This is a genomic window from Candidatus Nitrotoga sp. M5, from assembly GCF_927904885.1.
Lineage (GTDB): Bacteria > Pseudomonadota > Gammaproteobacteria > Burkholderiales > Gallionellaceae > Nitrotoga.
The window spans coordinates 68621-88730 of record NZ_CAKMNW010000022.1; the positions used below are offsets into that span (position 1 = coordinate 68621).

Annotated in this window: 15 protein-coding genes; 9 read left to right on the plus strand and 6 right to left on the minus strand. The window is 47.6% G+C overall.

From position 1 onward, the window contains the following. Positions 1-8: 8 nt before the first annotated feature. The 5 genes from MJ770_RS06365 to MJ770_RS06385 form a co-directional block, all read right to left on the minus strand. The gene (locus tag MJ770_RS06365; protein WP_239250771.1) at positions 9-1925 is read right to left on the minus strand and encodes a transglycosylase SLT domain-containing protein; all 1917 of its coding nucleotides are present in this window, start codon (positions 1923-1925) and stop codon (positions 9-11) included. 504 nt (positions 1926-2429) lie between these two features. Continuing rightward, positions 2430-3128, minus strand: coding sequence for a class I SAM-dependent methyltransferase (locus MJ770_RS06370; RefSeq protein WP_239250772.1), 699 nt, complete (start codon positions 3126-3128; stop codon positions 2430-2432). Between the two features lie 206 nt (positions 3129-3334). Beyond that, entirely contained in the window at positions 3335-5557 is a 2223-nt protein-coding gene (locus MJ770_RS06375) for a putative bifunctional diguanylate cyclase/phosphodiesterase (protein WP_239250773.1), read from the minus strand. Positions 5558-5654: 97 nt separating this feature from the next. Further along, positions 5655-7829: a UvrD-helicase domain-containing protein gene (locus tag MJ770_RS06380; RefSeq protein WP_239250774.1), complete on the minus strand. Its 2175-nt coding sequence runs from the start codon at positions 7827-7829 to the stop codon at positions 5655-5657. 76 nt (positions 7830-7905) lie between these two features. Next, a complete protein-coding gene (locus tag MJ770_RS06385) occupies positions 7906-8793 on the minus strand; it encodes a phosphoribulokinase (RefSeq protein WP_239250775.1) in 888 nt (295 codons plus the stop codon). Between the two features lie 187 nt (positions 8794-8980). Between MJ770_RS06385 and leuS the strand changes: the two genes are divergently transcribed. The 8 genes from leuS to MJ770_RS06425 all read left to right on the plus strand — a co-directional run bounded on the left by leuS (position 8981) and on the right by MJ770_RS06425 (position 19034). Further along, on the plus strand, positions 8981-11797 hold the full coding sequence (leuS, locus tag MJ770_RS06390; RefSeq protein ID WP_239250794.1) for a leucine--tRNA ligase: 2817 nt from the start codon (positions 8981-8983) through the stop codon (positions 11795-11797). Between the two features lie 22 nt (positions 11798-11819). Next, positions 11820-12437, plus strand: a complete 618-nt coding sequence (locus MJ770_RS06395; protein ID WP_239250776.1) for an LPS-assembly lipoprotein LptE — start codon at positions 11820-11822, stop codon at positions 12435-12437. After that, positions 12434-13447 (plus strand): DNA polymerase III subunit delta, encoded by a 1014-nt coding sequence (holA, locus tag MJ770_RS06400; RefSeq protein WP_239250777.1) that lies wholly within the window; start codon positions 12434-12436, stop codon positions 13445-13447. The genes MJ770_RS06395 and holA overlap by 4 nt, the downstream gene beginning before the upstream one ends. 5 nt (positions 13448-13452) lie before the next feature. After that, positions 13453-13791 carry a divalent-cation tolerance protein CutA gene (gene cutA / locus MJ770_RS06405; protein WP_239250778.1) on the plus strand — a complete coding sequence of 113 codons (339 nt, stop codon included), beginning with the start codon at positions 13453-13455 and terminating at the stop codon, positions 13789-13791. 170 nt (positions 13792-13961) lie between these two features. Then, positions 13962-15806 carry a protein-disulfide reductase DsbD gene (gene dsbD, locus MJ770_RS06410; protein WP_239250779.1) on the plus strand — a complete coding sequence of 615 codons (1845 nt, stop codon included), beginning with the start codon at positions 13962-13964 and terminating at the stop codon, positions 15804-15806. Between the two features lie 134 nt (positions 15807-15940). Further along, positions 15941-16255, plus strand: coding sequence for a hypothetical protein (locus tag MJ770_RS06415; RefSeq protein ID WP_239250780.1), 315 nt, complete (start codon positions 15941-15943; stop codon positions 16253-16255). 1094 nt (positions 16256-17349) lie between these two features. Beyond that, positions 17350-18276, plus strand: a complete 927-nt coding sequence (locus tag MJ770_RS06420; RefSeq protein WP_239250781.1) for an ABC transporter ATP-binding protein — start codon at positions 17350-17352, stop codon at positions 18274-18276. After that, complete coding sequence (locus MJ770_RS06425; RefSeq protein WP_239250782.1) at positions 18273-19034, plus strand: ABC transporter permease; 762 nt, start codon at positions 18273-18275, stop codon at positions 19032-19034. Before MJ770_RS06420 ends, MJ770_RS06425 begins: the two co-directional genes overlap by 4 nt. Before the next feature lie 83 nt (positions 19035-19117). On the opposite strand, the gene queD is transcribed toward MJ770_RS06425, so the two are convergent. Continuing rightward, positions 19118-19567, minus strand: a complete 450-nt coding sequence (gene queD / locus MJ770_RS06430) for a 6-carboxytetrahydropterin synthase QueD (protein WP_239250783.1) — start codon at positions 19565-19567, stop codon at positions 19118-19120. A gap of 308 nt (positions 19568-19875) precedes the next feature. Between queD and MJ770_RS06435 the strand changes: the two genes are divergently transcribed. Beyond that, the gene (locus MJ770_RS06435; protein WP_239250784.1) at positions 19876-20109 is read left to right on the plus strand and encodes a bacterioferritin-associated ferredoxin; all 234 of its coding nucleotides are present in this window, start codon (positions 19876-19878) and stop codon (positions 20107-20109) included. Position 20110 lies beyond the last annotated feature (1 nt).

The following is a 20110-nucleotide window of genomic DNA, read 5'->3' on the forward strand; positions in this document are numbered from 1 at the left end:
CGTATAGCCTAAAGATGTACTACATTTTTTGCCGCAATCACGCCCAAACGTTGTTTGAGGGAGCGTGGCGGATGACCGAAAATCCGAGAGTAATACATGGTATTGCTCATTACCTTCTTGACGTAAATACGTGTTTCGTTAAAGGGAATGTTTTCGGCGTATATGGCTCCTTCCAGTGCGCTTTCTCCACGCCATTTACGAGCACGTGAAGGTCCGGCGTTATAGGCAGCAGAGGCTAACATAGGGTTATTGTCGAGTGACGACAGTACTGTTTTCATGTAATACGTGCCAAGCTTGAATTGGGTGTTAAGTTTATTTAAAATTTTTCGGCGATAACCCTTCATTCCTATCTTTTGTGCTAACCAGCGCGCAGTGGTAGGCATGATCTGCATGATGCCTGTTGCGCCTACAGGCGATTTTGCTTGATGAACGAAACGACTCTCCTGTCTCATTAAGCCATACACCCAAGCTTCTTCCAGGTCATTCTTGCGAATATGGTCCTGTATTGCTTTTCGGTAGGGAGCAAGGTAACGCAAGCTGAAATCATGAGTTTGCACGGTACGATCGGCAGTGTTGATCGCATGGTCATACATCTTGTTACGGCGCGCAATTTCAGCTGCAACCAACAGCTGCTTGTCTTCAAGCTTGCGCGCCGCCCATGCCCATTCTCTAGCGGCGTCAGTTCTTAGACCCATGCGGTATAACGCTAGTGTTCTCTGAACAGCGGGTTGCGCTAGCATTGCATTTATTGTCGCTTTGCTGGGCTGATAGCTGGCAGGCGTAGTTGCGGCAAGCGTTGATTCGATCTCTTCGAAGGCAAGTTGTCCATAAAAACTATGTTCGCGGCTCAGTTTAGCAAACATCACATTCGCTTCAGACAAGCTTCCCCATGCTTTCAGAGCGCGTGCCTTCCAATAACGCCAGACACCCTGACTCTGTTGTTGCGGCGTCATGGCATTAATACTCACCCAAACTTCCTGCCAGTTCTGCGTAAGCAATGCCGTTCTGGCACGCCATGCCAGCTGCAGTTTGGACAGGGGAGTCGCACCTGCTGCCTTGTACCATTCCAGCGCGCGCGAATCTCGCTTACGTGCGGCTTCATAACCTAGCCACCCATAAAAATATTGCTGTTCATCCTCAGTAAAATATTCCGCTTTCTTTTCCCACTGTAAATAGGCTAGTTGCGGCGATTGTTTGGCTAGCCTTTGCAAAGCAAACAGCGCCACTGTGCGCTGTGCTTCGGAGGCATTTTTTAGCTTTGCCGAGGTAAGATATCGCACCTGATCAGTGGCGGCACTATCCAGACTGGATAAAGATAAAGTGCGGTCAGCAGGCAACTTCTCTGAGAGCTGTTTAGCCAGCGTCAGATGGCCTGACTCCAATGCCAGACGCAAGCGTTGCCATATATCTGTTGCATTAATGATGCCGTTGGCGATTGCCGTATCAAACAATGGAGTACAGCTTTCCGGTAATTCCGCGCTGCTAGTTAACCACAAGTTGCGTGCTTCTTGCAGCACTGCCTCATCTTGCGGACGTTGGCGCGATCGCAGTTCATAACAGGTCAAATTAGTTTTTTTGCCCACCAAGCGTGGGTATTCTGCTGCAAATTTATCCCATTGCTGCCTTTCTCCAAGCAGTTTCAACCATTCCGCGCGCAGGCGGTCAATCACTGGGGTCTTGTCTGAGCGCGCCAAAAATGTCTGGATGTCGGCGTCGCTCGCCGTTCCTAGTTGCATACGCAATTGGTAATAAGCTAGATAAGGTTCTAGCGGGGAATGCTTTAATCGTTTGGCCATACGATCAAGCTTCACTATGTCACCCTTCCGGAATGCATCACGCGCGGTAAGATAATCTGCATCGTGATTTGCTGCAGCTAAAGCAGGAAACAAAAGCAATGCAAACACAAAAAATTTTGGAAAACGCATGAATGATGTCCTTAATAAAATTCTGTGTGGCTGCCGTAATGCTGACTGGTTTTTTGAATTTTTCTCATAGTAGGCGATTACCCTATCTATAATTGCAAATGAGCTCATCCATCTTATTATCGGTAGCCAATGCACGAAACTTAAATTTGACGTGGATTGAGGTCTGTATTGTTCACTTGATCGAATAATGTTTCTAGTACAGACAGGTTTAATATTTTAACAGATGCGGATAACCACGCATCGCAAGCGGAAAGCATATGCTTTTTCGCTTTTAATCCGGCTTAACTGTATTCCGATCTATGGGTGCTGTATATCGATTACTGACGTGCGGCTTTAAAAGGGGGAAAGATCCACATCTGCTCAATTTTTCGGAAATAGAAAGATGCAGTTGTCGGACGTGAATAAAATATGTACTGGATTACGCCTTCAACCCTCGTCCACTGCGCCTACCACAACGCTAGCGTATCAGTCAGCCGTTTCCAATAGCGTAACATAACCAGATCATTACATATGCCAGATAAATAGAGTGGAATGATGCAGGTCATCCACCTGCACGGTTTCATGGTGTGCTTGATCAAGTACGGTAAAGGTACTGCTGATAAATATTGTGCCAGATCGCATTTCAGTGCGTGCCTTATGCCAGAGTTTTTCCATTGGCACAGGCGAGAGGTAGGCAAATACCACATCGTACTGCGACAAATCGCAGTCCCATAAACTTCCCCACTGCACTCGGCAGTTGCGATAGTTACCTAACTTGATACGCAACCAGCTCAAAAAAACTGGTAGGGGGGCTGCCTCCACGCCGATGTATCGCCCGTCCGATCGAACATTGGCAAGATGCGTCAATACTCCGCCTAAACCGGAACCTAAATCAATGAAGGTGAAGCTCGAATCGCCTTTAGCAACAGGCAACAAATGCTCCAAGGCATGCCACACCTTGTTACTGGAAAGATACAGCGGTACTTGCGTGCGAAAAGTACTCCAATATACAAGTAGTAATACCAGATATGCACCCAGGAAAAGAGAAGGTGGCAATTTGATTGCAAGCATCAACACTAAAGCGGGCGCGAACAGCAGTTGGATGATCAACCACCACATGGCAAGTCCAGCAAAGAAACTTAACATGGCGGCGAGCAAGCCGCAAAGCACAGCAACTAAGAACGGCACGTCATGCCATCCCATAACGTTAATTGACAGCAACATTAGCACTACTGCTAATGATTGCAACAATAGCGCAACGATGGAAGGTGGGAGTTTTTTAAGCAACGGCCACATAATTAAAATTGTGTAAGGGCACCCCTTTCACAGGACATGGCAAAATTCTCGTGCTAAACAAACTATCATCTCAGCACGGTTAGGGGTAATTGCGATTTATATGACCTGAATTCAAAGCGGCCACTATTTGTGTATCAAACTCGCTTGATAACTTGCTCGAATTCTGCCAGCGGCAGTGGACGGCTAAATAGATATCCCTGGTAGGCATGGCAACCGTTCAAATTGAGAAACGATAGCTGCGCTTCTTCTTCCACACCCTCTGCAATGACGTCTAAACCAAACGTGCGGCCCATGAGGATGATGGACTGTACAAGAGCAGCATTGCTGGAGTTGTCGCCCAGGTCGCGGATGAAGGATTGGTCGATTTTCAATTGATCCAGCGGTAGTTGTTTCAAATAGGCGAGTGAAGAATAAGCGGTGCCAAAGTCATCCATCGAAAAACTGATGCCAAATGCCTTGAGAGCATTCATCTTAGTAACTGTATCACTGAGATTGTCGACTAGCAGGCTCTCAGTCAGTTCAATTTTCAGAAGTGCCGGATTTATACCCGTTACAGAGATGGCCTGCTGCACCTGTTCGACGAAATCTGGCTGGCGTAATTCGAGCGCACTAGCATTGAGGGCTAGTTGCAGGTTGCTGGTGGCCGGATTGTCAGCCCAGTCCCTTAGTTGGGCGCATGCTGTTTGCAGTACCCACAATCCAATCGGTACGATCAAGCCGGTTTTTTCGGCCAAAGGAATAAAATGTTCGGGAAGAATCAGGCCGCGTTCGGGATGTACCCAGCGAAGCAGTGCCTCTGCGCCAATGGCACGGCGCTCATTGTCAACTTGTATCTGGTAGTAGAGGCGTAGTTGCTGTCGACCCAGTGCGTGGCGCAGATCGCTTTCAAGCGAGCTACGTTCGACCAAGGTAGCTTGCATTTCAGGGTCGAAGAAACGTATGTTATTGCGACCTTCTTGTTTGGCATGGTACATCGCGAAGTCGGAATGTTTAAGTAATTCATCGATCGAAGCTTCATGGCCGTAAAACAGGCTGACCCCTATACTGACGGTGGTCCATAGTTCAAGTCCCTGAACTAAGTAGGACATTGCAACGGCCTTACGTATTTTTTCGCTTATCAAGCCTGCCTGAATGGCAGCTTCCTGCATATTGTCGCTCAAATTTTCCAGCATCACTACGAACTCGTCACCACCCAATCGAGCCACAGTATCGTCTTCACGTACACTGACATTCAGGCGGTGCGCGATTTCAACCAGCAGCAAGTCTCCGACATAGTGGCCACGCGTATCGTTCAGGTTCTTGAAATTATCCAGATCCAAGAACAGAAGGGCACCATAATGTTTGCTGCGGCTGCTGGTAGCGAGTGCCTGCTTCAGGCGGTCAAGCAGCATGCGGCGATTAGGCAACTGGGTGAGCAAATCATAATAGGCCAGCCGGTGTATCTCGGCCGATGCCTCGGGGTTGCTGGTGATATCGGAAAAGGTTCCGACGTAATGCGTGATATTTCCATCGGGCGCAGTGACGGCAGTAATGGTCAGCCAATCGGCAGCTATTTTGCCATTTTTACGTTTATTCCATATCTTACCCCGCCAGTGTTTTTGTTTATTCAGGGTTGCCCACATGTCTTGGAAAAAATCGCTGTCATGCCGTCCGGAATTCAGCAGCGCTGGCGTCTGTTCCATCGCTTCTTCTTCACTGTAACCTGTGAGACGCGTAAAGGCATTGTTTACCCGCTGAATGATGCCGTTAGCGTCGGTTACCATGATCCCCTCCATTGATTCGAAGGCGATAGCAGCGATGCGGAGTGCTTCTTCGGCTTGCTTATGCTCGCTGATGTCGGTAAATGCGATGCGCACCGAGTATCCGCCGTTGCCAGCGTTTATGTGCAGGCAGTCCAGGTGTGCATGAAAGTTCTGATCATTACTGCGCTTAAGTAGCAATTCGCAACTCTGCTGCTCATCATTTTGAAGAAAATTCCCTAAAAAGAGGTGCCAGCTATTGTTATATTCTTTTGCGACAAAATGTGCGAAACGGTGTAATAGCAATTCCTTGCGCTGGACTCCTAACAGCGCAGCGCCGGTGAGATTTATCTCGGTGATCAGTCCTTCGCTGGTGAGAGTAAGATAACCAACAGGGGCGAAATCATAAAGATTTACGTAACGATCATAAGACTCTTCCAATTCAACTTGCGCCTGCCGCAACGCCTCGCTCTGCACCTCCAGTTCAACTTCATACACTTGGAGCTTGTGCAGAAGTTCTTCGGCAGGGCGCGGCGAACATGCATTCTCTGATACGTGGGCAAGTTGCGTTTCAGCTTGCGTGCGTAACTGGCTTAGTTTTTTTGACTGCTCTCTCATTTTTTTCTGGGAGCCCGAATGACTTTAGTTTTTCGTAAGGCGAACAAATTCGCTCTATTTCCGATCATTTCATTTTTGACAGCTACTCAGACCGATATTATAGCGGGGTAAGTTTCGCGTATTCCAGAGCCAGCCACTTCGTGCCAGCTGTGCGAAACTTTACCTGTACGCGCATATCTGAATCTCCGCCTTCAATGTTGACTATAACACCTTCACCAAATTTTGCGTGATGAACCGCTTGACTCATATGCCATGGTGAATGATGCACACTAACACACTTTTTAGACCCCAGCCCGCTCAAGCTTATGGAAGGGGGTTCGGGGTCGAAAGGGGTTGAATAAGCAGAAGAGCTGAAGTTATTGCGTGTCGCTATACGTGGTGTAATCCAGTGCAACAAATCTTCTGGCAGCTCGCGTAAAAAACTGGACATCAAATTGTAGTTCACTTGTCCATGTAACATACGGCTTTGCGCAAAGGAGAGATTTAGCCTGCGCCGTGCGCGCGTAATGGCCACATACATCAGGCGGCGTTCTTCATCCACACCCGCATCCGCCATGCGACTATTCTGGTGTGGAAATAAGCCTTCTTCTAGTCCGCTCATAAATACAGTATGAAATTCCAAACCCTTGGATGAGTGTACCGTCATCAGGTGTAGCGCATCCGCGTTAGCTTCAGCCTGACTTTCACCTGACTCAAGCGCGGCATGAGTGAGGAATGAAGTAAGGCTGTCGTCCTCGTTTTCATGCACAAACAGTGTCGCGGCATTGATCAGTTCATTGAGGTTTTCCAGCCGTTCCTGAGCCTCTCGTTGTTTGACTCCCGTTTCGTTTTGATAATGACCAAGCAATCCGCTGTGCAGAAGTATATGGTCTATGGCTTCCGGCAACGGAAGTTCACGCGTGGCGCTGGCCATCATTTCGATTAAAGTTACAAACGCCGCCACCTTGCCACTCGTCTGTTTTGCCACTTGCCACAGGCTGACATTTTGCGTGAGCGCCGCTTCCTGTAATTGTTCGATCGTGCGCGCGCCTATGCCGCGCGTAGGAAAGTTGATGATGCGCAGCAGTGCGTTATCGTCACTTGAGTTTTGTATCAGGCGCAGATAAGCCAATGCATGCTTGATTTCCTGTCTTTCAAAAAATCTCAGCCCACCATACACGCGATAGGCCACCCCAGCAGACACCAGTGCGTGTTCGATGACGCGCGACTGAGCATTAGAACGGTATAGCACGGCCATCTCAGTAAGATGAATGCCTTCGCGGTTGAGTTGGCGCGCCTCGTCAACGATGAATCTGGCTTCTTCCGCATCAGTGGGTGCCTCGTACACGCGTAATGGTTCACCTTTGTTTTCTGAGGTCCATAAATTCTTGCCAAGGCGGCTGCTATTATTTTTGATTAGTGCATTGGCGGCATCAAGGATGTTGCCATGTGAGCGATAGTTCTGCTCTAGTTTGATTACATTCTGTACATTAAAATCTCGCGTCAGCTCCTGCATATTGCCGACATTCGCACCACGGAACGCATAAATAGATTGGTCGTCGTCACCCACCGCAAACAGCGCATTGTGCTGTCCAGCTAATAATTTTAGCCATTGGTATTGTAGACGGTTGGTATCCTGAAATTCATCCACCAAAATGTGACGGAAGCGAGCCTGATAATGCTCTCGTAATGGTTGATTGCGTGCCAGCAATTCGTAGCAGCGTAAAAGCAGCTCAGAAAAATCCACTACGCCTTCGCGCTGACACTGCTCATCATAAGCCGCAAAAATTTCCACCCTGCGTCGGTTGTAGGGATCGAAGGCTTCTACCTCATGTGCGCGCAGGCCCTGTTCCTTGTTTTTGCTGATAAAGCTTTGAACCTCGCGCGGTGGATATTTTTCGTCATCCACCCCCAGTACTTTCATTACCCGTTTGATAGAAGCAAGCTGGTCGGCGCTATCCAAAATTTGAAACGTTTGAGGCAACATCGCCTCGCGGTGATGAGCGCGCAACATACGGTTACATAGCCCATGAAAAGTGCCCATCCATAGTCCGCGTATGTTGATCGGCAGCATGGCGGACAAGCGCAAAAGCATTTCCTTTGCCGCTTTGTTAGTGAAGGTGACAGCCAGAATGCCATGTGGGCTGACTTGTCCAGTACTGATCAACCAAGCGATACGTGTGGTCAGAACGCGTGTTTTTCCGCTGCCTGCACCGGCCAGTATTAAAGCTGATTGTTCAGGCAGCGTAACGGCAGCGCGCTGTTCAGGATTAAGGTCAGAAAGAAAATCCATTAGGGATGTCCGTAAAAGAAACGGGGAATCAGCAACAATGCCTGATTCCCCGCATATATGAAATTATAAAAAAAAGTTATTTATTTCTGTTCTGCAGCATCTCATGCATGATTGGAGCCAGTATCACTTCCATTGCCAAGCTCATTTTGCCACCGGGTACTACAATGGTATTCGAGCGTGACATGAATGAATGTTGAATCATGTCAAGAATGTATGAAAAATCTACTCCTTTAGAATCGCGGAAACGAATCACTACGAAACTTTCGTCGGGTGTGGGGATGTCACGTGCAATAAAAGGGTTAGAAGTATCTACCGTAGACACACGCTGAAAGTTAATGTCAGTAAGTGAAAATTGTGGCGTGATGTAGTTAATATAGTCTGGCATGCGGCGCAAGATGGTTTCTACCGTCGCTTCAGCGGAGTAGCCACGTTCCGCTTGATCACGATGGATTTTTTGTATCCATTCCAGATTGACGATAGGAACCACGCCGATACTCAAGTCAACAAATTTAGCAGCATCCACGGTATCTGTTTTCACCATGCCGTGCAAACCTTCGTAAAACAGCAGGTCGGAGCCGGCGGGAATATCTTCCCATGGTGTAAATTGACCGGGATTCAAGCTGGTGTTCAAGCGGGCATTCAGTTCTTTAGCTTCAGCATCGCTATGAATATAATAACGGTGCTTACAAGAGCCTGTTTCACCATAAGACTTGAAAGTCTCTTCGATTTTGTCGAAATGATTGGCTTCGGGTCCAAAGTGGCTGAACGAATGATTGCCTGCTTTTCCAGCTTCAGCTACGGCAGCCCGAAATTCCAGGCGGTCTAAACTGTGCAGGCTGTCACCTTCAATCACGGCAGCATTTATGTGCTCACGGCGGAAAATATTTTCAAAAGCGCGCTTGGCGGTAGTAGTGCCGGCGCCTGATGAACCGGTCACAGCAATCACGGGGTGCTTGCGGGACATAAGTAAAGCCCTCCAGAAGGATATTAAAGGATATTAAAAATTAATTTTGGCGGCATTCTAGCAGAACCTCGAACCCCGAGGCAGCATAACGTTTCACCATGTGCTACCTCATCTGCCAGTTCATGCACAGCATGGGCAGGGTTAAGCCGTTATAATGTCGATTGGACGAACTAACGCAAAAATCAAAATGCAACAGGATTATAAACCGAAAAATATCGAAGCTGTCGCGCAAGAATCATGGAAAAGGAAACTGAGCTTCCGCGCGGAGGATCAATCTGACAAGCCAAAATATTATTGTCTGTCGATGTTCCCTTACCCCTCCGGCAAGCTACACATGGGGCACGTACGAAACTATACCATCGGTGATGTGCTCTCGCGATATCACCGCATGAAGGGCTTTAACGTGATGCAACCGATGGGCTGGGATGCTTTCGGCTTACCCGCTGAAAATGCCGCCTTAGCCAACAATGTGCCGCCCGCCGCGTGGACTTATTCCAATATTGACGCTATGCGCACGCAGCTACAAAGCCTGGGGCTTGGCATCGACTGGTCGCGCGAATTGACTACTTGTAAACCGGATTACTACCGCTGGGAGCAATGGTTGTTCACGCGCCTGTTTCAGAAAGGACTGATTTACAAGAAGACGTCTTCGGTGAACTGGGATCCGGTCGATAACACCGTGTTGGCCAATGAACAGGTGATCAATGGGTGCGGCTGGCGTTCCGGTGCGCTCGTGGAAAAACGCGACATCCCGATGTATTTCATGCGTATTACCCAATATGCCGAGGAATTGCTTGCCGACCTGGATCAGCTGGAAGGCTGGCCGGAACAAGTTAAAACCATGCAGAGCAACTGGATTGGTAAGAGTTACGGCTGCGAAGTGTATTTTCCCTATGATGCGGAGAGCGTCGGCACGACGGGAGTGCTCAAGGTGTATACAACCCGTCCAGACACCCTGATGGGTGCGACATATGTCGCAGTGGCCGCCGAGCATTTGCTGGCGACTCAAGCCGCAGCAAGCAATCCAAAGTTGGCTGAGTTCATTGCCGAATGCAAGCGCGGCGGCACTGCCGAAGCAGACATGGCAACAATGGAAAAGAAAGGGATGAGTACCGGCCTGTTTGTCACACATCCGATCAACGGCGAGCTTTTGCCGGTGTGGATCGCCAACTATGTACTGATGGGCTATGGTGAAGGCGCGGTGATGGCGGTCCCGGCGCATGACGAGCGCGATTTTGAATTTGCGAAAAAATACAATCTGCCAATCAAACAGGTGATTGAACGTGACGAAATTGTTATTGCAAAGAAAACAAAAAGTGAAAGAGCTACGTTTGCTGATGATCAAAATGAGGTGACAGATCAGGCAGTAGATCATCATCGTGATTTGATGGAAGCTGCGCTCGTAAATAAGTTTACAGCCGATTACTGGCAAGAATGGTACGGTGAGAAAGAGCTCCGTATGTGTGTCAACTCTGGTAAGTACGACGGACTCGATTTCCAGCAAGCCTTTGATGCAATATCTGCCGACCTGCAAGCCAAAGGCTTTGGCCAGAAGCGAACTCAGTTCCGTTTGCGTGACTGGGGTATCTCTCGTCAGCGCTACTGGGGTTGTCCGATTCCGATCATTCATTGCGCGCAGTGCGGCGATATTCCGGTACCGGATGATCAATTGCCAGTGATATTGCCGGAACAAGTCACCATAACTGGTGCGGGTTCACCGCTGGCGAAGATGCCTGAATTTTACGAGACCTCTTGCCCACAATGCGGCGGCGCTGCAAAGCGCGAGACTGACACCATGGACACTTTCTTCGAATCGTCCTGGTATTACGCGCGTTATACCAGCCCTGGTTGCACTACGGGCATGGTAGACGAACGCGCTCAATACTGGTTGCCTGTTGATCAGTACGTCGGCGGCATTGAGCACGCTATCCTGCATTTGCTGTATGCGCGGTTTTTTAACAAGTTGATGCGCGATGTGGGATTGTTCGGCGAGACGACTTTTTCCACATCAACACAGGTAACGGGGGAGCAAGCGCTGCAGTCAAAATCCTTTAATGAACCGTTTACCAACCTGCTCACACAAGGAATGGTGATCGCGCCGACTTTTTTCCGCGAAGGCGCGGCGGGCAAAAAATTGTGGATCAATCCCGCCGAGGTAGATATAGAGACCGACTCACGTGGACGGCCGGTCGGCGCCAAGTTGCGCTCTGATGGCCAGCCGGTTGTTATCGGCGGCACTGAAAAAATGTCCAAGTCCAAAAACAACGGTGTAGACCCACAGATCATCATTGACCAATATGGTGCCGACACGGCGCGCTTCTTTATAATATTTGCAGCGCCACCAGAGCAAACACTGGAATGGTCTGACGCCGGCGTGGAAGGCGCGTTCCGTTTCCTGAGACGTGTATGGAATTTTGCTTATTCGAATAAAAAAGAGATTGATGTTTGTCACAGTCGCAGCAAAAATGAATCTGACGAATCTTTTTTGAAGTCTATGAATGATGAACAAAGGGAGATTTATAGAGAAATGCATGTTGTTCTTAAACAAGCAAATTTTGACCTGCAGCGCCTGCAATTCAATACAGTAGCGTCAGCATGCATGAAAATTTTGAAAGCGTTAGAACAACAAATGGTGACAGGGACACCTGGCGTGACTACAAAATCAATTGCCATCACTAATGGATTCAGTATTCTGCTGCGCCTGCTTTCTCCCATTGCACCACACATCACACAAACACTCTGGCAAGAGTTGGGTTATGGCGATGATATTCTGTCCGCGCCGTGGCCAGAAGTAGACGAAGCAGCATTAATACAAGACGAAATTGAACTGATGATTCAAGTCAATGGAAAGTTGCGCGGTAAATTACGCGTAGCGAAAGATGCCGATCAAACTACGCTCAAACAGCTGGCAGTAACATATCCGTCCGTTGAAAAACTGTTAGCCGGTCAAGCTGCCAAAAAAATCATAGTGGTACCTGGGCGTTTGATTAACGTAGTAACCTAAACAATGGAATGGAAAAGTGCCAATGCGCAAAAATCTTCTGCTAATACCACTATTGATACTCGCGTTGTTCTTGAGTGCGTGCGGCTTCCACTTGCGCGGTCAGGGGCAAGGAGGATTTACATTCCCATTTCAGACATTATTCATTAAGTCGGCTAATGCCAATGCACCTTTCATTGTTGATTTAAAACGTGCAGTGCAGTTATATGGTGCGACGCTTGTTGACACTTCCGAAAACGCGCACTTGACTCTGCATATCGTTTCTGAAGAGAAGAGCAGACGGATACTTTCCTTGAGTGATACCGGTCGCGTGCGTGAATACCAGTTGATTTATCGAGTTTCGTTATATGCCGATGATATCCAACTACAAAAATGGCTTCCCGCAGATGAAATCGTGCTGCAGCGTTACTTATCTTTTGACAACACTCAGATTCTTGCCAAGGAAAAGGAAGAAACGGTGCTTTATCAAGACATGCGCCAAGACGCGATACAGCAGGTATTGCGTCGACTGAGCCTTGCCAAGCCGCCACAAGAACTGCAAGAACCGCAAATGCCACAAGTGCCTCAAGCGTTGCAAGTACCACAAATTCCACAAATGCCACAAGTGCCTCAAGCGACACAAGTGCCTCAAGTTCTAGAATGAAACTTTCTGAGGGGGATTTGCCGCACCACCTTGCCCAAGGGCTTGCACCGCTGTATGTCATTCATGGCGAGGTGTTGCTGCTGGCTATTGAGGCTGCTGATGCCATCCGCGCTGCGGCACGCTCGGCAGGCTTTATCGAACGTGAAGTACTAATTGCCGAGCCAGGCTTCAAATGGGCAGAGTTACGCAACAGCGCGCAAAGTTTGTCTCTATTCTCTACACGCAAGCTGGTGGACCTGCGTATTCCCTCCGGCAAACCGGGGGTGGAGGGTGCACAGACCTTGCTAAATTATAGCCAAAATTTGAACGCCGACACTGTCACACTGATATCACTGCCACGTTTGGACAAAGCTGCCTTGGGCAGCAAGTGGTTTACTGCGCTGTCAGCGCAAGGGGTGGTCATCGCCACTGAGGAGGTTGCATTGAATGCACTGCCGGCCTGGATTGCCAACAGATTGAAACGTCAGAATCAATCCGCTGATACGGACACGTTGATGTTTCTCGCGGAGCGGGTGGAAGGCAATCTGCTGGCGGCTTATCAGGAAATTCAAAAGCTTGCGCTGTTATTCCCTGCCGGGCCATTATCTTTCGAACAGATGCAAAGTTCGGTGATGGATGTGGCGCGCTACGATGTGTTCAAACTTTCCGAGGCCATGCTGGCGGGAGATGTGGCGCGTTATGCGCACATACTTGATGGTCTGCGTGCGGAGGGCACGGCCACTGTGCTTATACTGTGGACGTTAACTGAAGATATCCGCACGTTGAACAAGGTGTTACGTGCCATGCAGCAGAATGGTAATTTGCCATCTGCGCTACGCGATGCGCGTGTATGGGGCACACGCCAAAAGCTCGTGGAGCGCGCTGTGCGTCGCTTTAGTCCGATTGTCGCCGAGCGTGCCTTGCGCCAGGTAGCACACTTGGACAAGGTAGTTAAGGGTTTGCGCCGTGGCAATATTTGGGATGAGCTGCTGCAATTGGGAATTCGTTGCTCTAATGTGAAAGCGACATAAGACAAATGGAAGAAACTTTACTAGTCTTGACCAACTTTCCGAATCGAGAAAGTGCCCAACGCGTGGCCAATGCTTTAATTGAAAGTCGCGCTGCCGCATGTATCAACATATTGGCGGAATGCACCTCGGTCTATCGCTGGCAGGGAAAAATAGAGACGGACAGTGAGGTGCCGTTGTTGATCAAGACTACCCGTGCCGCATACCCACGCCTTGAGACTGTCATCCATGAGCATCATCCCTATGAACTTCCCGAAATCATTGCGGTCTCGGTTAACGGGGGATTGCCTGACTATCTAAAATGGATCGCGCAAGAAATATCTCCAGCTTCTACCAGCCTTCCCTGACAATGCGAGGCCAAAAAAATTAGAAGTAGCGGCGACTTTAAATACGATTATTCACCTTAAAAGCTATTTATAAAATCGAACATCCTCTACTTAATATAGAGGTGCGTTAAAGTTGTTTGGTTCGTCAAATTACTACCTCATAGGTAACACCCACAAAGGTTTTGAAAGCGATGCGTTACTTACTATTGATATTGTTATGTTTAGTTCCGTTATCCCATGCGGAAAGTTTTCTGGATCGCCTGCCGCTGCTGGGTGGCGCGAAGAAAAATGTCATCTTGCCTCCAGATAAGGCCTTTGGGCTGGAGGTCAGTGTAAGCGATGAGACCACCTTGTTTGCCGATTTCAGGATCACGCCTGGTTACTATTTATATCGTGACAAGGTTAAATTTACAATATTGGACGATTCTGCAAAAGCTGCAGGCGTAAAAATTGCAAATGTATCTATGCCAAAAGGGGAGATGAAGTTTGACCCAAATTTTGGTGATACGACAGTATTTTATCAGTCCTTACAAGCGGTTATTACGCTGGATCGCACCAATAATACAGCTCAGGATATTACGCTGGCTGCCAGTTATCAGGGGTGCAAAGAAAACGACCTTTGCTACGCGCCGATTGATAAGCAGTTCAATATCGTGCTTCCTAAGGCAAGTCTCGCATCAACTATGTCGCCACAGGCGCAAACCTCGCCGCAGACGGCACAAGGCATTGCCACGTCTGTAGATTCTGAAAATACACAGCTTGCCAAACTGTTCAAGCAAGGTAGTTTCTGGCTGATCGTGTCATTTTTCTTTGGTGCTGGATTGCTGCTTACTTTTACGCCTTGTGTGCTGCCGATGATCCCTATTCTTTCCGGCATTATTGTCGGTCACAGCTCACATCCCACCAAAATGCACAGCTTCCTTTTGTCGCTTACTTACGTGCTCGGCATGGCTTTAACTTATGCAGCGATTGGCGTGGCTGCTGGTCTGTCTGGTACGCTATTATCCAGCGCTCTGCAAACGCCCTGGGTGCTGGGCAGCTTCGCTGCCTTGTTCGTGTTGCTGTCTTTATCTATGTTCGGTTTTTACGAACTACAACTCCCTGCTGCCCTGCAAAGCAAATTGACTAAAACCAGTAACCGCTTGCATGGTGGTCATCTGAGTGGCGTCTTCTTGATGGGTGCGCTATCTGCGATTATCGTTAGCCCATGCGTCGCTGCACCCATGGCGGCTGCGCTTCTGTATATCGGGCAGACACATGACGCGCTGTTGGGCGGAACCGCATTGTTCGCACTCGCAATAGGCATGGGCTTGCCATTGCTGCTGATCGGCTCATCCGCTGGCGCGCTATTACCCAAAGCGGGCGCTTGGATGGAAGCGGTCAAACATTTCTTTGGCGTGTTAATGCTAGCGCTCGCAATCTGGCTTATTTCAACGCTGATCCCGTTGAGCATACAGATGTTACTGTGGGCGATACTACTAATACTTTCCGCCATCTATATGCGCGCGCTGGATGCTCTGCCAAATCATGCATCAGGTTGGCAGAAGCTATGGAAAGGCGTCGGTATTCTCGCGCTTCTGCTTGGCAGTGCATTCTTGATCGGAGCACTCTCTGGTGCACGCGACATCCTGCAACCGCTGGCTGCAATAGGTAACGGTAAGACAGAAGCGACTTCGACTCTGAAATTTGAACGGATAAAAAATGTGGCTGAATTGGATACCCGCATTGCACAGGCGAATGGCAAGACTGTGATGCTGGATTTCTACGCAGACTGGTGCATATCGTGTAAGGAGATGGAACGTTTCACGTTCACCGATGCCAAGGTGCAGGCTAAACTGAGAAACGCTGTGTTGCTACAAATCGACGTTACTGCAAATAATGATGAAGATAAAGCACTGCTAAAACGTTTCGAGTTATTTGGCCCACCCGCCATTCTGTTTTTTGATGCACAAGGACGCGAGCAGGGAGATCGCCGTGTGATTGGATACCAGAATGCAGGACAATTTCTTCAATCGCTGAATTATGTGGGACTATGATTTTAGATTATTGATTTCTACAGAATGGTGAGTTAAAGTATTTCCGAAGTGAAAATGCAGCTGTTTTCCCATGACTCAATGGATACCATTCGCTTTAACACTTGTGCTTAACATTTATATTTAAAGGACTTATTATGGCTACAGTAACTGAGAAACATTTGACCGAATTACTTATTGGTTTTGTTAAGGCTCAAGTCGCAATCATTGATGCATTAAAAGACCCTAAAGACTACCACGCAATAACAAAAGTAGTCGGTAGTGTTGGCATTGTTGCCGGAATAGAGGATGAAGGCACGACTGGTGGTCAAGATCCGATTCGTCCACCGATAACCTTGACTACACTTCCGTCACACTTAATACTTAGGGCGCTTTCAGCTCGTGGTACATTCCCACTGAACATGGAACAGCTTGCTCATCAAGAAATGGGCAAACTTTTCAATAATCAATAGCAATCATCGCGCGGTTTCTGTAATTTTTGGCAATTCAAATACATACTTTATTTAAATTGATTAAAGCAATATTGAATAACCATATTTAACTTTCGAAACCACCTTTAATCTTGCTATAGCGCGATGCTATATAGACTTGAGGGTGCCTCTAAAAATTCAATTTTCTAAGTAAAACAAGGTACGATCAAAAAATTGAGCGCGGCATATTGTTCAGTAGGCAAGCGGTAATTTTATTCGAATAGCACCCTAATGTAACTAAATGGATAAGCAGGCAAGCTGCAAAGCGGCTGCTCAAAAAAATTGAATTTTTAGAGGCGCCCTTGATGTAACGATTAAGGTTTGGTTGTGATCTAGAAGCAAGCACAATCTGACCGTTTGTTGGACAAACTCGGTCTGGATGCGAGTTTTTTTATATGGAATTGTCTTTTCGACCTACACGGTTTTCTTAGGGCAGATTTACTTCATTCATTCCCCGCACCAACCTTCATAGTTTTCATCGTAGTAAAGTCCCCATTCAGAACAATATTTCCTCATTTTTTGCCGATTTCAGGCCAGTCACATCCCTCCGGTCATAAATACAGGCTGATTATTATCAGCGTTTGCAAATGCGATTACATGATCATTTCCCTTTCCGCTGCATCCTGCTCGAAATTTCTCGATGCCTGTAGCAGAGAATTACCGTTTTGGTGTGGGTGCGTACGATCTTCATTTCACCAACTCAATAGGGACAACACAGTGCGGTCGCTTGTTAAAAGCAGTCGCAATGGGTTTGGTGTCCATTCCTACATCAACTGCACTAGCTTGGAAAGTCGTTTGCTATATTGAGTTTTCGTAATGCCGATGGCTGTGTTAACAATTAGTTGTTCAGGGCGCATCTAACAGGCTACAAAGTAACTATTAATCAGGATATTGGAAGTTTTAATTGATAAACGATAAACCATTCATTACCATATAAGTATTATTAATAACAAATAGATAGCTGCGGCATAGTCGAATTATAGGATACATTGATATATATTATGGATGCTCCAACTATATAACGCTTCAATAGAATTACGTTTTAATTGAAAATTTATTATTAATAAGGAAATTGCGTGCATCCAGTTATATCAGTCGAAAATCTTACAAAGACCTACACCTCAAATTTCAGAGCGCTCGACAGTATTAATTTGGAGATCCAGCGTGGAGAAATCTTTGCCCTGCTGGGCCCGAATGGGGCCGGCAAGACGACATTAATCAACGTCATTTGTGGCATTGTCAATCCGAGCCAGGGCAGGGTGCTAGCCGATGGTCATGACATAGTTTCTGATTATCGTGCGGCCAGATCAATAATCGGCCTGGTGCCGCAGGAACTTTCAACTGATGCCTTCGAAAGCGTTATGGCCACGGTTAAATTCAGTCGAGGTTTATTTGGTAAACCGCCCAATCCGGGCTATCTTGAAAAAATCCTGCGCGATTTGTCCTTGTGGGAAAAAAAAGATGCAAATATCAGAACATTATCGGGCGGCATGAAGCGCCGGGTAATGATCGCCAAGGCACTATCTCATGAACCGCAGATTTTATTTCTTGATGAGCCTTCAGCTGGCGTTGATGTTGAGCTGCGCCGTGACATGTGGGATATGGTCCGGGGTTTACGAAAAAGTGGCGTGACCATTATTCTGACCACACATTATATTGAGGAAGCCGAAGAAATGGCTGACCGCATTGGAATAATTAGCAAAGGCAAAATTATCCTGGTGGAGGACAAAATTAAATTGATGGATAAGCTGGGCAAAAAGCAGCTCAAGCTGTATCTGCAATCTCCGTTGGCAAACCTCCCTGAAGAATTCGCTGGCTATCCTCTTGAACTATCGGCCGACGGCAACGAGCTGATCTACATCTTTGACGCCCAGAGTGAACAAACAGGAATCACAGATCTTCTGCGACAGCTTGCCAAGCACGGAATTGATTTTAAAGATCTTCAGTCCAGCCAAAGCTCACTGGAAGAAATTTTTGTTAATTTAGTAAGCGCACGACCATGAATCTTTATGCTATTCGTGCGATTTATTTGTTTGAGCTGGCGCGTACCTGGAGGACGTTGCTGCAAAGCATCGCATCTCCAGTCATTACGTCCTCGCTCTATTTCGTGGTGTTTGGCTCAGCTATCGGCTCGCGCATGACCGAGATCGACGGCATCAGCTACGGGGCCTTTATTGTCCCCGGTCTAATCATGCTAGCCTTGCTTACAGAAAGTATTTCCAACGCCTCTTTCGGTATTTACATGCCAAAATTCTCGGGTACCATCTACGAGATCCTCTCCGCCCCTATTTCTTATGGTGAGGTTATCATTGGCTACGTTGGGGCTGCAGCGACTAAGTCAATTATCCTGGGCTTGCTCATTCTGGCCACGGCACGACTGTTCGTTTCATTCGAGATCTCGCATCCGCTGTGGATGCTTGTTTTCTTGGTGCTAACTGCAGTTACCTTCAGCCTTTTCGGTTTTATAATCGGTACCTTGGCCGACGGATTCGATAAGTTACAAGTCGTACCCATGATGGTCGTCACGCCGCTGGCTTTCTTGGGTGGAAGTTTTTATTCGATCAGTATGCTGCCACCCTTGTGGCAAAAAATCGCACTGTTCAACCCGGTGGTTTACCTGATTAGTGGCTTCCGATGGAGTTTTTATGGTGTTGCTGACGTCAACGTGGCCGTCAGCGTTGGAATGACGTTGGTCTTTCTTGTCCTGTGTCTTATAGTCATAAGATGGATTTTTAAAACGGGATACCGGATCAAGAGCTGAGAATATCAAGAGGGTGTAGTTGAAGCACTTAATAACTCAGGGCGCCTCTAAAAATTGAATTTTCAGGGGCGCCCTCATTAACGTCAGCTTGAGTTGCGCAGGCAGTCTGCCCAATTATTTGGTGTTTCATAAATGCGCACGCGCTCCAGCTGCAGGTTATTACCATAACTATGACGGTAGGCGCTATCGAGCAGTTTGAATGCGAGCATGGCGAGATTTTCTGCGGTGGGCGGTACTTCAAGAATTACAGTTTTGTGGTTAGGCAGTGAGTTCAAAAAATCCAAAACCGCTGTGTCACTGCGATATACCAGGAAGGCATGATCCCACTCATCCACGAGTTCTGCTTTAGCTATGCGTTTTACTTCAGAGTAATCCATTACCATGCCTTGTTCGGATAATCCATCGGTGGTGATGATCTCGCCGGACAGGGTAATCTCAATAGCGTAGCGGTGACCGTGCAAATGTCGGCACTGGCTGGTGTGACTGGGAATGCGGTGACCTGCATCAAATTCTAGCCTTCGGGTAATTTGCATGATAATTGCGTGTTGTGTAGGTGTTCGGATTATAACTTGAATGCAGTAATTGCATTCTGTAAGGCGCGCAATGCTAACTACTCTTCTCTGTTTTCGCTTGTATATGCAAGATGATCGTCAGCTTATCCATCTAACAAAAAAATTCCTCTAAAAATAAAGTTGCGTTTTATATTTTATTGCGTATCATTCTCATTATTGTTAGAGAGTCATCCGTAGGTAAGTTTGACCAGAACCCGTCGCTCAGCATCAAGTAGAATTTTATTGCGGGACAAAAACAAGCTGAGCTGCATAAGATAGAGGCCAGAACTATGTATATTTGTATTTGCAAGGGAATAACTGATTCCGCCATCCGTGAAGCTGTGTGCCAAGGTTCTTGCCGTATGCGGGATTTGAGTGCATGTCTGGGTGTAGGTACGCAGTGCGGTAAATGTGCTTGCCATGCCAGGCAGGTTATGAACGAGGTTTTGGCAGACCTAAGACATGTGAAGCATGTTAAAATAGCCCCGCCTCAACCCAGCCATTCGGTTGGGGTCATAACCTAAG